The sequence below is a fragment of the Caballeronia temeraria genome (genome assembly GCF_001544795.2).
GTDB classification, from domain to species: domain Bacteria; phylum Pseudomonadota; class Gammaproteobacteria; order Burkholderiales; family Burkholderiaceae; genus Caballeronia; species Caballeronia temeraria.
In genome coordinates this window covers 59,180-74,134 of the sequence record NZ_FCOI02000012.1, presented here as the reverse complement: position 1 = coordinate 74,134, position 14,955 = coordinate 59,180, and the positions used below count along the sequence as shown (strand labels likewise).

General features: G+C 62.7%; 11 protein-coding genes. 3 read left to right on the top strand and 8 right to left on the bottom strand.

Features of this window, described 5'->3' with window-relative positions; translation table 11 throughout:
* The first annotated feature begins 20 nt into the window (after positions 1-20).
* Positions 21-1,310, top strand: coding sequence for an MFS transporter (locus tag AWB76_RS18510; protein ID WP_061161715.1), 1,290 nt, complete (start codon positions 21-23; stop codon positions 1,308-1,310).
* Positions 1,311-1,361: 51 nt separating this feature from the next.
* On the opposite strand, the gene tssH is transcribed toward AWB76_RS18510, so the two are convergent.
* The 4 genes from tssH to AWB76_RS18490 all read right to left on the bottom strand — a co-directional run bounded on the left by tssH (position 1,362) and on the right by AWB76_RS18490 (position 7,164).
* Positions 1,362-4,028, bottom strand: a complete 2,667-nt coding sequence (gene tssH / locus AWB76_RS18505; protein ID WP_061161596.1) for a type VI secretion system ATPase TssH — start codon at positions 4,026-4,028, stop codon at positions 1,362-1,364.
* A 125-nt stretch (positions 4,029-4,153) separates the two neighbouring features.
* The gene (locus AWB76_RS18500) at positions 4,154-4,639 is read right to left on the bottom strand and encodes an Hcp family type VI secretion system effector (protein WP_061161595.1); all 486 of its coding nucleotides are present in this window, start codon (positions 4,637-4,639) and stop codon (positions 4,154-4,156) included.
* A 99-nt stretch (positions 4,640-4,738) separates the two neighbouring features.
* Positions 4,739-6,421 carry an OmpA family protein gene (locus AWB76_RS18495; protein WP_061161594.1) on the bottom strand — a complete coding sequence of 561 codons (1,683 nt, stop codon included), beginning with the start codon at positions 6,419-6,421 and terminating at the stop codon, positions 4,739-4,741.
* 5 nt (positions 6,422-6,426) lie between these two features.
* Positions 6,427-7,164 (bottom strand): DotU family type IV/VI secretion system protein, encoded by a 738-nt coding sequence (locus AWB76_RS18490; protein ID WP_061161593.1) that lies wholly within the window; start codon positions 7,162-7,164, stop codon positions 6,427-6,429.
* 455 nt (positions 7,165-7,619) lie between these two features.
* On the opposite strand from AWB76_RS18490, the gene tssB reads away from it, so the two are divergent.
* Together tssB and tssC are read left to right on the top strand one after the other, a co-directional pair.
* Positions 7,620-8,132, top strand: a complete 513-nt coding sequence (tssB, locus tag AWB76_RS18485; RefSeq protein ID WP_061161592.1) for a type VI secretion system contractile sheath small subunit — start codon at positions 7,620-7,622, stop codon at positions 8,130-8,132.
* Positions 8,133-8,187: 55 nt separating this feature from the next.
* Positions 8,188-9,741: a type VI secretion system contractile sheath large subunit gene (tssC, locus tag AWB76_RS18480; protein ID WP_061161591.1), complete on the top strand. Its 1,554-nt coding sequence runs from the start codon at positions 8,188-8,190 to the stop codon at positions 9,739-9,741.
* Between the two features lie 78 nt (positions 9,742-9,819).
* On the opposite strand, the gene AWB76_RS18475 is transcribed toward tssC, so the two are convergent.
* Genes AWB76_RS18475 through AWB76_RS18460 form a run of 4 tightly spaced genes read right to left on the bottom strand, consistent with a single transcriptional unit; the run spans position 9,820 to position 14,944 of the window.
* Complete coding sequence (locus AWB76_RS18475; RefSeq protein WP_061161590.1) at positions 9,820-11,238, bottom strand: MFS transporter; 1,419 nt, start codon at positions 11,236-11,238, stop codon at positions 9,820-9,822.
* 29 nt (positions 11,239-11,267) lie between these two features.
* Positions 11,268-12,485, bottom strand: coding sequence for an NAD(P)/FAD-dependent oxidoreductase (locus tag AWB76_RS18470; RefSeq protein ID WP_061161589.1), 1,218 nt, complete (start codon positions 12,483-12,485; stop codon positions 11,268-11,270).
* Positions 12,478-13,443 (bottom strand): VOC family protein, encoded by a 966-nt coding sequence (locus tag AWB76_RS18465; RefSeq protein WP_061161588.1) that lies wholly within the window; start codon positions 13,441-13,443, stop codon positions 12,478-12,480. Before AWB76_RS18465 ends, AWB76_RS18470 begins: the two co-directional genes overlap by 8 nt.
* 10 nt (positions 13,444-13,453) lie before the next feature.
* Complete coding sequence (locus tag AWB76_RS18460; protein ID WP_061161587.1) at positions 13,454-14,944, bottom strand: aldehyde dehydrogenase; 1,491 nt, start codon at positions 14,942-14,944, stop codon at positions 13,454-13,456.
* Positions 14,945-14,955: the final 11 nt, after the last annotated feature.

Here is a 14,955-nt window from a genome sequence, read left to right as displayed (position 1 = left end):
GCCATATCATTCTCGGCGTGATGTGCCTGATGTACTTCATCTCGTACATCGACCGGGTGAACATCGCCGTGGCGGGACCGCTGATTCGCCAGGAAATGGGTCTGACGTCCGTGCAACTCGGACTCGTGTTCTCCGCGTTCGCTTATCCGTATGCGGTGATGCAGATCGTCGGCGGATGGCTTGCGGATCGTTTCGGGCCGAAGCTCGTGCTCACCGTGCTCTCGCTCATCTGGGGCGCGGCGACGCTCGCGACGGGCTTCGCGGGCAGCATCGGCATGCTGGTGCTGATGCGTCTCGCGCTGGGCATCGGCGAGGGCGGCGCGTTTCCGACCGCAACGCGCGCATTCACGTTCTGGATGCCAGTGCAAGAACGCGGCTTCGCACAGGGCATCACGCATAGCTTTGCGCGGCTGGGCGGTGCGGTGACGCCGCCGCTCGTGCTTGCGGTGGTCGCGGCGAGCGGATGGCGCGAGGCGTTCATTCTGCTGGGCGTGGCGAGTCTTGCGTGGACGGTGTTGTATCTCTTCGTCTTCACCAATTCCCCTGATGAGAACCGCCGCGTGACGCCCGAGGAGACCGCTGAAATCGGCTATCGCGCGGGAGAATGTGCACGCGCGAGAAAGCAGGCGACGCCGTGGCGCATGCTGATTCGTCGCATGTGGCTCGTGACGTTCGTCGACTTCTGTTATGGCTGGCTGCTGTGGGTGTATCTGACGTGGCTGCCTTCGTATCTGAAGGAATCGCGCGGTTTCGATCTCAAGCACCTCGCGCTCTTCACTGCGTTGCCGCTGCTAGCCGGTGTGATCGGCGATACCTTGGGCGGCGTGCTGTCGGATCGCATCTACAGGATGACGGGACGGCTGCGTCTCGCGCGTTGCAGCATTCTGGTGGTCGGCATGGGCGGCTCGCTTGCCTTTCTTCTGCCGATGGTCAACGCGCCGAGCCCGATCATGGCAGTGTGGTTCCTGACGGCATCGTTCTTCTTTCTCGAGATCACGAATCCGGTGTTGTGGACCTTGCCGCTCGATATCGCGGGCAAGTATGCGGGCACGGCGGGCGGGATGATGAACACGGGCTTCGGCGTCGCGGGAATGGTGTCGCCGGTTGCGTTCGGCTATCTGATCCAGCAGACCGGCAGCTATAACGTGCCGTTCACGATCTCAGCGGGCTTGCTCGCGGTCGGCGCGGTCGCGGCGCTGTTCATCGATACGAGCAAGACAGTGGAAGCCGATGAAGCGCGCGCGGCGCAAAATCGCGAGGAGATGGGTGTGCCCGCGTTCGCGGGCGGCGCGGGGCCTTGGCAGAAGTAGGGTGTGCCGTGCAGCGAGGGGATGATCGGATCTTCCCCTCGCGCGCGTGCTTCAGACCGCGTCGTGGATCGCTTCGCCTTGGTCGACGAACTCGATCGTCAGATTGCCTTCGTCGGAATTCGCAAGACGAATCTGCGCGGGCGCGGCGCCGCTTGCCATGCGTGTCAGAAGTTCTCGTGAGACGGTCGGCAGAATGCGTTGATCGAGGAAGGCGTCGATGTTGCGGGCGCCCGAATCGCGCGAAAGACACACCTCGGCAAGCGATGCGATCAGCGATTCTTCGCACGTGAGCGAGACACTGTGCTGCCGCTTCAGGCGATCCGCGATCTTCGCGATCTTCAGCCGCACGATATTGCCGAGTGCGTTCGCATCGAGCGGACGATAGACGAGCGTCTGGAAACGCGCGAGCAGCGCGGGCTGAAAGTGCTTCACGAGCGGATCATGAATGGCGTCGAGCAACGCGGCGTGCGCGATATCGGGCGTGTCCGTCGTCGCATCGTGGATCAGTTCGGTGCCCAGGTTCGAGGTCATCAGTATCACGCAGTTGCGGAAGTCGATCTCGCGACCTTCGCCATCGCGCATCGAGCCGCGATCGAACACCTGATAGAACATGTCGAGCACATCGCGATGCGCCTTCTCGACTTCATCGAGCAACACGACGCTATACGGACGCTGACGTACCGCTTCGGTCAGAACGCCGCCGCGCCCGTAACCGACGTAACCCGGCGGCGAGCCCTTCAACTGCGAGACCGTGTGCGCTTCCTGATACTCCGACATGTTGATCGTCGTGAGCGCGGCCTGGCCGCCGAAGAGCACGTCGGCGAGCGCGAGCGCCGTCTCCGTTTTGCCGACGCCCGACGGTCCCGTCAGCAGGAACACGCCCAGTGGCGCGTGTTCGCTCTTGAGCCCCGCTTTCGCGGTGCGAAGGCTTTGCGCAAGCATGCCGAGCGCGTCACTTTGCGCGACCACGCGCTTTTCCAACTGGTCTTCGAGCGTGAGCAGATTCAGCAGTTCGTCTTCCACCAGACTGCCGACCGGCACGCCTGTCCATTCGGCAACCACGCGCGCGATGGCCTGTGCGTCGACATCGGCGTGGATCAGCGGCGTCTTGCCTTGTGCTTCGGCGAGTGCATGCTTCGCGGCGGCGAAGGCTTGCGCATCGGGCTTCGTCGCGCCGTCGCCGCGTTGTTCCAGTAGAGCGCGCACCAGCGACAGCTCGTGATCGTAACGCGTCTGAAGATCCGCGAGCTCCTGATTGGCCTGTGCGAGGGCACTATCCAGCGCTTCGTGGCGCATAGCGACATCGTCGACGCCAGCGCGCGCGTCGGCATCGATGGTCGTTCGCTCCAGTTCCAGCGCCGCCACGGTTGCGCGTGCGCGCTGCAATTCGGCGGGCGGCGTGTCGAGGCCCATACGCACGCGGGCGGCGGCGGTGTCGATGAGATCGACGGCCTTGTCCGGCAATTGACGCGCGGGGATGTAACGGCGCGACAGTCGCACCGCCGCGACGAGCGCCTCGTCGCGGATATGTACGCCATGATGCTTTGCGTAACGCGTTGCGAGGCCGCGCAACATGAGGCACGCGGCGTCATCACCGGGCTCTTCGACCTTGACCATCTGGAAGCGCCGCTCGAGCGCCGCATCGCGCTCGAAGTATTCCTTGTATTCCGACCACGTCGTCGCCGCGATGGTGCGCAGCTCGCCCCGCGCGAGCGCAGGCTTCAACAGATTGGCCGCGTCCGAGCCGCCGGCCGAATTGCCCGCGCCGATAAGCGTATGCGCTTCATCGATAAAGAGCACGATCGGCGTCGCCGATGCCTTCACTTCATCGATCACGTTCTTCAGGCGCTGCTCGATTTCCCCCTTCACGCCCGCGCCGGCTTGCAGCAGACCGAGGTCGAGCGTGAGGATGGACACCTCGCGCAAGAGCGAGGGAATGGTGCCTTCAGCAATCCGCAGCGCCAGCCCCTCGACGAGCGCCGTCTTTCCCACACCTGGCTCGCCCACGAGGATCGGATTGTTCTTGCGGCGGCGCACGAGCACGTCGATCATCTGCTGGATTTCACGATCGCGGCCGAACACCGGATCGATCTCGCCGCGCCGCGCCTTCTCCGTCAGATCGATGGCGAAGCGTTCGAGCGCCTGACCTTCGGTCGAGCGTGCGGCGTTCTGTTTCACTGGTGCTTGCGCGTCTGCGTGCGCGATGTCGGCGGGTTCATCGGCATCGTCTTCCTGCGCGGGTGCGTTCTCGCACGATGCCCGTCCGAGACGCGGCAGCAATCGCTCGATCTGCGCGCCGGACAGCGAAAAGAGTGGCCACGCGTCCTGCGTGCGCATCGCGTGCGGTGCGCCGATGATCGCGCGCAGCAGATGCGCCGAACGGATCGTGCCGTCGACATCCTCGCGCGATGCCAGATTCCACGCATCCTGCAGCACGCTCGCGAGCTGAATCGACAGCGATGGCATGCCACGCAAATTGCGCGGCAGACGATCGATCGCGCCGAGCAGCGCGGTCCAGATCGCATCGACATCGATTTCATAGTGACGCAGGATCGCCGGAATGTCCCCATCGTCCGCCTCGATGAACTTCAGCAGCCAGTGCTCGACGGTGATTTCGTCGGAAAGACGCGTCTGGCACAGGCTCGCGGCCGCTTCGAGCGTGCGGGCGCAGTGAGGATTGAGCCGGCGAAGCAGATGGGTGGAGTCGCGCATGGTCATATGAAGTCCGGTGAGGAGGGAATGAATAAGGCGTGGAGGCGATTGGCGGTGCAGAAGAACAACCAGCCCGCAGAGCGGGCCGGCTTCAACGACTCACGTTGTCATGAGCCGTTCAATCGAGTCGCTTACGCGCGCTCGTTCCACGTGTCCTTGTGGATGATGTTGCCGTCCTTGTACGACCAGGTGATCTGTTCGTAGCGCAGTTCGACTTCTTCCAGATGATTGTGCTTCTCGTAATCCGGATTCTTGATGTCGAGCATCTTCGGACGCACGGCGACGACCTTGACGTTGTCGAGCTTGGTGTTGAAGTATTCCTTCTCCTTGCCCGCGTCGTCGATCTTGTACCACTTGATCTCGACCGACTTCAGCGTCTGGCCGCTCGTCACCGCCTTGTACAGATACGGCGTCGACGAATCGGTTTCCTTGGTCAGCGTGACCGGCGCGTGCACGCGCGTGCCCGTAAGCTTGCCGGTGTTGCCATCGGTCGGAATATGCACGCCATGATCGAACGCGACGATTTCGACGCTGCCTTCGCGGCTTTGCACGGTGACGGAACCCTTGATGTCGGCGCCGCCGTCATCCTTGAGCCACATATATGCGGGAATTGCCATTTACTACTCCTCTTTGGTACTGCCAAGCAATGCTCAGAAATAGATTTCTCCGAGCGACAAGATCCCGGAAAGAGAACTCCGGGGATTCGATTCGCGATGTCAGTTCGTGTTGTTCGCGGTATCCGGCACCAGCGTGATTTCGACACGGCGATTCTTCGCGCGCCCGGCGGGGGTGTCATTCGGGACGATGGGGCGTGTGTCGCCGTAGCCTTGAACCGCGAACTGCGTCGCCGGAATGGCGGAGGCTTCGATGAGCCAGTCGCGTAACGCCGCGGCACGCGCGTTCGATAGTCGCAAGTTGCTTGCGGCGTCGCCCACATTGTCCGTATGGCCCGCGACCAGTATCCGTTTGCCGGGATTCGCCTTGATCATTTCGACCGCTTCGACGAGCACTCGCGCGGAACCCTGCTTCAGTTGCGCCTTGCCGCTGTCGAAGAGCGACATGCTGTCGAGTGTCACGACGGCGGGCGGAGGCGGCGGTGGCTGATAGCTCGCGATCGCCGCATTCAAGGGCGGCAATAATTGCGCGCCGTGATACAGCCCGAAGGACAGTTTGAGCGGGACGCCCGTTCGAGCGTAGCGGTCGAGCTCGTCCCGGTCGGCGACAAGCGCCCGCAACGCATCGCGGCGCGCGGCGTCGTGATCGGGCGTGATGGATACATAGCGATCCAGATCGGCATGCACGCGGTCGAGCAGCTTCGCGTTGTGACGGCCTGCGCCGATAAACGCTGCGCCCGCGAAGATCGCGATGATGCCGACGGCATGCGCCAAGGCGACGATGCGCGGCGACGTCGCGCGACGGCGTGGCATCGATTCGATCAGCGATTGCGGCAGCGGCCACGGTGCTGGCGTCGCATCGACGGTCGCGGGCGCGATGCACGTTTGCATCTGCACATCGCGCTCCCACGGTCGGGTTGCATCGCTCGCGGGGCCGCAATCGATCCACCCCGCGCCATGAAGCGCCCAGGGCGCGGCCGGCTGGCGTGGATCGGTGAGCGTGCCGAACACGGCGCGCTGCGTCCATCCGATGATCGATGCCAGCGCTGCAGCGTGAGCGGACGCGTAACGATCATCCGCGCGACGGCGCGCTTCGTCTTCCGCCGTCCGGACGATGGCGTCGAAGCGCTTTGCGTCGATGAACGGTACGCCTGCCGCCACGCTATACCACTGGCGCGCCGCGTTCGCATCGCGCGGTGCGAGGCGCGTCAGCCGCTGATATACGGCGATGTAACCCGGCAGGCGTGCACTCACGACGCGTGATGCATCCGCGAGTGCCTGGCGCGCCACGCGCAGACGTTGTGCGAGCGCGTCGGCATCGGCGTGGAACGCGGGCGCGATGCTCAACACGACGCCATCGGGCGGCAGGCCATCGCGCCACTGGTGCATCGCGAGCGCAATTTCGGGCAGATCCTGCGGACGATCCACGCGCAGCCAGATCGCGCCGTCGCCGATGAACACGAGACGCGGCCTGCTTGCACCGTGATCGAACAGCGAGGCGAGCGCATCGCCCGTCACGAGCACGAGCGGCATGCGGGTCCGCAGGTTCAGCGGAATGTCGACGGTCGCCGCGCCCAGCGCTTTCAGGATATGCGTGCTGCGTTCGCGCGCGCGCGACAACTGCCGCGTGCGCCAGCCGACGAGGCTCGCGGCGAAGACCAGAATGCAGACGGTGGAGAGCCAGATCCATTGCTTGCCGAAGGGTTGCACGACCCAGTGCACGGCGAGCGCGAGAAGCGCGGCGAAAACGATGATCGTGCGCGCCGGGTAGCCCAGTTTTTGCATGGCGCTCACGGTTTGACGGCTGTCGAAAGCAGCGCGGCGAGTTGCGCGTCGAGTGCGATGTGCCAGATGAACCACGTGACGAGTGCGACGGCGCAACCGATGCCGGCGATAGCCCACGGCGAGATGCGCCTAAGCCAGTCGCGCAAACGCCGGTCCCGCTGGTCGATGACGAATGAGCGCTCGCTTTGAGGCCGAAGTCGCTCGATCAGTGCATTCAGTTCCGCGATAAGTGCGCGCCGCTCGTTTTCGCCGTCGAGCGCGTATCGTCCGCGAAAGCCGAGCCCGAGAATCGCCGCAAAGCATTCGAGCAGATCGACTTGCGGTGAGCGCTCGCGCATGCGGAACTCGAGCCGCTCGAACACGCGTTCACCCGCATCGTGCTGCTTGAATTTCTCGACTTGCAAGGGCTGCGCGGACCACAGGGGTTTGTCGTCGCGGGAGAGATGATGCAGGGCCGTTTCATCGAGCAGTGCGCATTGCGCTTTCAACGCGTCATCGCGCACGTCGTCGGGATAGCCGCGGCGTTCGAGCGCGTTGCTGAAATCCGCGATCATCGACGCGCAGCGCGTCCGCAATGCAGCGAAATTTTCTGCGACGCCGCCCGTCGACAGATTCGTGACGAAGAGCGCGGTGTCGCGAAGCAGATCGCAAATACCGGCGATGGAGGATGCCGCGGCACCGGGCGATGCTTCGACGAGACGCGGTTGCGGCTGGGACGTGCGCAGCGGGTTACTGATCCCCATGAATGTATTTCGCGATGCTGATTGTTTATGTGGGGAGCGATTCTATCGTCGAGGGCATCATTCGTATACTCACGATATAGACAGGTTATAAATGGAACGACAAGGCGAAATGGGAGCGGAATCAGGTACTTGCTGGCGTGGCAGGGCAGGCGCGGATTGGGCGGAAAGAGCAGGCACAACACTGCGAACTGTCAATTAATGTGCCAAAAAAATTTATCGGCCGGAGGGGATTGAAAAAAAAGCCATTGTTTATCAATGGCAATCCGTATCCAAAAGCTGCGGATTGCTGAATAAGGCGGCAGACGTGAGATTCTTTTGGTTTGGTATGAAACCTGTTCTAATGTCTGCGAAAAATTGAACGAAATGTTCAGGCCGGGCGCTTGAAACCGATCATCGCCCTTCCGCATAGTGTCTCGGATTCGAGATGTGTTTGATTAATTTAGTAAGGATTATTGATGGATAGCTTCCAGAGAGAGATTCCCAAAAGTCGCGTTTCGATCACGCTCGATCTGCACACGGGTGGCGCTCAAAAGAAGGTCGAATTGCCGCTGAAGCTGCTGGTCGCGGGAGATTTCAGCGCGGGCCGTGAACAGGCGCCGCTTTCCGAGCGCAAGAAGGTCAACATCGACAAGAACAACTTCGACGCGGTTCTCGCCGACTACGCGCCGGATCTGAAGTTCGCCACGGAAAACACGCTCGCAAGCGACGGTTCCGAAATGCCGGTCAATCTTTCTTTCCGTTCGATGAAGGACTTCGAGCCGGAACAAGTAGCACGTCAGATTCCGGAACTTCAGGCGCTGCTCGCCGTGCGCAATCTGCTGCGAGATCTGAAGTCGAATCTGCTCGACAACGGCACGTTCCGTCGCGAGTTCGAAAAGATCCTGAAGAACAAGGAACTCTCTGACAAGCTGCGCGGCGAGCTCTCGCAGATCGCGACGGCCGCAACACAGCCTGAAGGCCACGCCTGAATCTCGTCAGCCTTCTTCACGCTTCAATCGACAAGCTTTCCAGACAGGACAATCAATGAGTAAGAAAGAAGTCCGCGCGAGCGCCGCTGGCGAAACCATTGTGCTCGACGCTCCGCAAGCGTCGTATGGCGACAGCGTCTATGCAGCGCTTTGCGACAAAATCAATCTGAGCCCGGTTGCAGAGGCCCGTCCGCTCGAAGCATTCCGCGATAACGACATGCTTTCCGAAGCGTCGGCCGACGAACGGCTCGCGCGCGGCATGGGCGCCTTCCTCGATCTCGTCGCGCAGACGAGCAAGCCGGTGGACCGTCTCGACAAGTCGCTGCTCGATTTCTTCATCGGTCAGCTCGACCGACAGATCAGCCGGCAGCTCGATTCGGTCATGCACAATCCCGAATTCCAGGCGCTGGAAGGCCGCTGGCGCGGTCTGAAGATGCTCGTGTCGCGCACGGATTTCCGCAAGAATGCGCGCATCGAAGTGCTGGATGTATCGAAGGACGCGCTGGTGCGCGATTTCGAGGACGCGCCGGAACTGATCCAGAGCGGCCTGTATCGCCTGACGTACATCGAGGAGTACGACACGCCGGGCGGCCAGCCGATCAGCGCGATGGTCAGCGATTTCGAGTTCGCCAACTCGCCGCAGGACGTGGCGTTGCTGCGCAACATCTCGAAGGTCGCGGCGGCGGCGCACATGCCGTTTATCGGTTCGGTGGGTGCGGCCTTCTTCGGCAAGAAGTCGATGGAAGAAGTCGCGGCGATTCAGGATATCGGCAACTATTTCGATCGCGCCGAATACATCAAGTGGAAGAGTTTCCGCGACACGGACGACGCGCGCTACGTCGGTCTCGTGATGCCGCGCGTGCTCGGTCGCCTGCCGTACGGCAAGGACACGACGCCCGTGCGCGGATTCAACTACGAAGAGCAGGTCAAGGGCCCGGACCATGATCGTTACCTGTGGGTGAACGCGTCGTTCGCGTTCGCGGCGAACATGTCGCGCAGCTTCGTAAATAACGGCTGGTGCGTGCAGATTCGCGGTCCGCAGGCAGGCGGCAAGGTCGAAGATCTCCCGGTGCATTTGTATGATCTCGGCACCGGCGTACAGCCGAAGATCCCGACGGAAGTGCTCATTCCGGAGACGCGTGAATTCGAGTTCGCGAACCTCGGCTTCATTCCGCTTTCGTTCTACAAGAACCACGATTTCGCGTGTTTCTTCTCGGCGAATTCGACGCAGAAGCCCGCGCTCTACGAGACGAAGGAAGCGACCGCGAACAGCCGTATCAACGCGCGTCTGCCGTATATCTTCTTGCTGTCGCGCATCGCGCATTATCTGAAGCTGATTCAGCGCGAGAACATCGGCACGACAAAGGACCGGCGTCTGCTCGAGTTGGAACTCAACAACTGGATCAAGGGCCTCGTCACCGAGATGAAGGATCCGGGCGATGAACTTCAGGCTTCGCATCCGTTGCGTGAGGCGAAGGTGACGGTCGAGGATATCGAGGATAACCCCGGCTTCTTCCGCATCAAGCTCTTCGTCGTGCCGCACTTCCAGGTGGAAGGCATGGATATCGGCTTGTCGCTGGTTTCGCAGATGCCGAAAGCGAAGAGCTGATTCTTCGCGATAGTGTGTGTAGACGCCGGAGCGCCCTTGCGGGACGCTCCGGCGTTTTCGTTTTCAACGAACCAACCCTCACACCTCCAACTGCTCCAGCACTTTCCCCTTCGTCTCGATCCCCATGAAATGCACCGCCACCGCCGCAACGACCGGCACCACCGCGAGCGCATAAAACGCGACGTTCATGTTCCCGCCCATCAGGGTCTTGCCGACGAGCGCGGGCGCGAAGATCGCGGCGATCTTGAGCCATGCGCCGCCTAAGCCGCATCCGAATGCGCGGATGCTGGTCGGATACAACTCCGGCGTATAGACATAAGCGGTGATAAAGCCGCAAGCCATGAAGCCGAGCGCCAGCGCGCAGAACGTCGCGACGACATACACGGACTGCGTGACGAACACGCCCGCGCATACCAGCGACACCGCGCACAACACGAACGACCAGTTGATGACCGGCTTGCGTCCGACCTTATCGACGATCAGCGCGCACGTCAGCGAGCCGATGACGCCGAGCACCGACGCCGCCACAGCAAGATTCAACGCGAGCTGCAACGGCGCGTGATAGACGGTCTTGTAAATCGTCGGCAGCCACGTCGAAAGACCGTACTGAAGCACGCCGCATGTCATCCACAACAGTGCGACGGCGATCGTGCGCTTCAGATACGCCGGCCCGATCAGATCGAGACGACGGCGCTTCGGATGCCGATTCGCCATCGCTTCGAATTCGGCGAGATTGCCGAGCGGCGGCAGCGGCTGCTTCACGGTCGCTTCGAAAGCGGAAAGCGCATCGCCTGCTTCATCCATGCGGCCGCGCTCACCGAGCCAGCGCGGCGACTCGGGCACCAGCGTGCGCAGCAGGAAGAACAGGACGAGCGGAATCCCGCCGATGAAATACATCGCTTCCCAGCCGAAGCGCGGCACGATCCACGCGCCTAGCGCATTCGATGCGAGCAGGCCGATGGGAAACACGATCTCGTAAAGGAGTACGAAACGTCCGCGTCCATGCGCGCGCGTGATCTCGTTGATGTACGTGGCCGCCACCGGCAACTCGCCGCCGAGACCCAGTCCCTGCACGATACGCAACGCGACGAACACCGCGAACGAAGGCGCGAACCCGCGTGCGATGCTCGTCAGTCCGATGATGCCCGAACTCCACGCAATCGAACGCACGCGCCCGAAGCGCTCGGCGAGCGACGGAAACAGGAACGCTCCGACTAGCTGCCCGATCGATCCCGACGCGATCAGAAAACCGACCTGCCCCGGCGTAAGCCCCCAGCTCTGGATGAGTAGCGGCAAGGTCGCCGCGATGACGATGACATCGAAGCCATCGAAGAACGTCGCCGCGCCGATCAGAATCCGCGCGCGCACTTGCATCGCGTTGGCGGGCAGCCGCTCGATGCGCGCGATGATCGATCCTTTCGTGACCGCGTGAGCGGCCGAAGCTGCGTCGGCGACTGTCGTGGCCGTGCCGCCGTGCTGAACGGCCGTGTTGCTCATGCTCCTCATGCCTGCTCCCGTCTGTACGTTTATGCGAGTGCTTTCGCGGTGTCCGCAAGCGCCGCGATGTCGACCGCGCGCCCCTGGCTCATCCATTTCTTCGCGACCTTCAGATCGCGCGTCGCGTTGATCGCGATTACGCCGCGCAATGCATCGCCATCGAAGAAGAAGAGCGATGCGCGACGTGCTTCCAGATCGCCACGCACGACGGGCGTCGCGCCGGGCGGAATGTCGCCGAGAATCTGCAGGTTCACGTCGTACTGATCCGACCAGAACCAGGGAATCTCCGCGTACGGCGTGCGCACGCCGAGCACCGCGCGCGCCGTCGCGATCGCCTGGTTCTGCGCGTTCGCCCACGATTCGAGACGCACGCGGCGCTTCAACCACGCATTCGGGTGATTGGCGACATCGCCGCAAGCGAACACGTCGGCATCATTGGTTGCGCCGAATTCATCGACGACGATGCCGTCATTCACCTCGATGCCCGCGCTTTCGGCGATCGCCGTATGCGGCGCGAGACCGATGCCCGCGACGGCGAATCCTGCGTCGAGCGTGGTGCCATCGGCGAGGCGAGCACGCACGCCGCATTCGCAGTCTTCGAGCGACACGAGCGACGCATCGAGCCGCACATCGACACCGTTATCGCGATGCAGCTTCAACAGAAACGCCGACACGCTCTCCGGCACCGAACGTCCGCACAAACGCGGCGCGCCTTCGATCACCGTGACATCGACGCCGAGCTTTCTCGCGGTCGCCGCGACCTCGAGGCCGATCCATCCGCCGCCTATCACGAGCAGACGCTTCGCGTGACTCTCGCGCAGACGCTTGCCGATGAGCACCGCATCGTCGAGCGTGCGCAGATAGGCGAGCTGCGAGGTCTTCACCATCGATGCCGGCAGACGCCGCGCTGCGCCGCCCGTCGCGATGACGAGCCGGTCGTACTGCACTTCGCGCCCGCTCGCAGTGCGCACGATGCGCGCATCGCGATCGATCGACGCCGCGCATTCCGGCTGCCACGCTTCGACGTTCAGCTCGGCGAATGCATCGTGATCGACGATGCGCACGGTGTCGATATCCGCTTCGCCCGCGAGCACGGCCTTCGACAACGGCGGCCGCTCATAGGGAAGATGAATCTCGTCGGCGATCATCACGAGGCGGCCGTCGAAGCCTTCCTTGCGCAACGTCTTGACGATCCAACCCGCCGCCTGTCCGCCGCCGATCACGACGACTGTCCGAATCTCAGCCATTTTTCCGCTCCGTCATGAACTTGCCTTCGGGCGCCTTCGCGTCCTTCTGACGACGCGTGTTGCCATCGAGACCGCCATCGACGGCCCATTCGGCGAACACGGTCGGACCCGGTTCGAAGTCGCGCGGCTGCCATTCGGGCGTGAGCACGTCTTCATCGGCGTAATACTCGATGAGGCCGCCCGCGGGATTCTTGAAGTACCAGAAGTACGCCGACGACACCGGATGACGTCCCGGCCCGAGTTGCGTGGTCCATCCGCAGCGGCTGATGTGCAGGCCGCCACCAAAGACTTCGTGGATATCGCGCACGGTGAACGCGACGTGATTCAAGCCGCGCTTGCCGTCGGGCAATTGCAGCAGAAACAGATCGTGGTGCCCGCCGTGCGGCGCGCAACGCATGAACGCGCCGCGTCCCGGATAGCGATCCGACGTCTCGAAGCCGAGCAGCTCGTGGTAGAACTTCTCCTGCTCCGCGACGCAGTTCGTGAAGAACACGACATGTCCCACTTCGACCGGCTCCGCGCGTTCATAGACGGGACTCGGCGTATCGACGCGCAAGGTTTGACCCCACACGTTCGACGGCGAACCCTTCACGTCGATGTCGCGCTTCTTCGTCACTTCGACGCGAATCGCCATGCCGTTCGGATCGATGCAACCGATTGCATCGTCCGTTTCGATGTGACCCGGCTGGCCCGCGAAGCGTCCGCGCAATGCATCGAGTTCGGCGCGCGTCGCAACGCACCACGTCACTTCGCGCAACGTCGGGCCGGCTTCGAATGCCGGTGGCAGTGCGGGATCATCGGATCGTGCGAGCAGCACTTCGCAACCGTTGAGGGTTTCGAAACGCGCGCGCGTCTCGTCGTGCGCGACTTCCTTCAAGCCCCAGTCGGCGAAGAAGCGCCGGCAGGTGTCGAGATCGGTCACGCCGTAGGTGATGCGTTCAATGCCAAGAATCGTCATGGCAACTCCTTCAGTTCGCCCACGGCAGCGGGGCATCGTTCAAGCCCCAGTACAGGCTCTTTTGCTGCATGTATTCGCGCAGACCGAGGCGGCCTTTCTCGCGTCCCATGCCGCTGTCCTTCCAGCCGCCGAACGGCGTCGAAATCGAAAACTGCTTGTACGTGTTGATCCACACCGTGCCCGTGTTCAACGCACGCGCGACGTTCCATGCGCGCTTGTAATCGCGCGTCCAGATGCCGGCGGCGAGGCCGAACACGCTGTCGTTCGCTTGTTGCAACAGCGGGGCTTCATCGTCGAAGGGCAGGGCGGCGAGCACCGGGCCGAAGATTTCTTCCTGGCACATGCGCGCATCGTTCGTGAGACCTTCGATGATCGTCGGCAGATAGAAGAAGCCTTTTTCGCGGCCCTCGCCCGTTGGACGTTCGCCGCCGCACAACAACGTGCCGCCTTCTTCGAGACCGAGCGCGACATAGCGTTCGATGCTCTCCCGATGCTGCGATGTAATCAGCGGGCCCATCTGCGTGTTCTCGCGCGCGGGATCGCCGATGCGCAGTTTGCGCGCACCATCGACGAGACGCGCGATGAACTCACCATACACCTTGCGCTCGACGAAGAGCCGCGAACCCGCGATGCACGACTCGCCCGATGAACTGAAGATGCCGTACAGCACGCCGTTCACTGCGTGATCGAGATCGGCGTCGGCATACACGATGGTCGGCGACTTGCCGCCCAGTTCGAGCGATACGGGCATCAGCTTCTCCGCCGCGAGTCGCGCGATGCCGCGGCCCACTTCCGTGCCGCCTGTGAACGCGACCTTCTTCACGAGGGGATGACGCACGAGCGCATCGCCGATCACGGAGCCCTTGCCTGGCAACACGCTGACGACGCCCTTCGGCACGCCCGCTTCCTCGCAGATGCGCGCGAGCGCGAGCGATGCGAGCGGCGTCACTTCGGCGGGCTTCAACACGACCGCATTGCCTGCGGCGAGCGCGGGCGCAAGCTTTTGCGCATCGGAAGCGATCGGCGAATTCCACGGCGTGATGGCCGCGATGACGCCGAGCGGTTCATGGACGCTCATCGTCAGATAGTCGCCGCGCGCGGGCGTGAGTTCTTCTTCGAGCGTTTCGAGGCACGCTGCGAAGTAGCGGAACGTGCTGGCCGCGCTCGTCACCAAAGCGCGCGTTTCGCTGATCGGCTTGCCGTTGTCGCGACGCTGCAATCGCGCGAGCGCTTCATGACGCGCTTCGATCAGATTCGCGATGCGATGCAGGACGGCGGCGCGCTGATGCGGCTTCAATCCGGCCCAATCGGCCTTTCTGAACGCACGATCCGCGATCTCGACGGCTTCGCGCGCGTCGTCGGCATTGGCGGTGCTGATCTCCGCGTTCACCGATTGATCGGCGGGATAGATGCTCGCGTACTGATTGCCGCGCCCTTTGCGCCACTCGCCGCCGATATAGATATCGCCGGACGTCACGAGCGAAGTGTCGGGATGATTCATCGTCCAAAAGC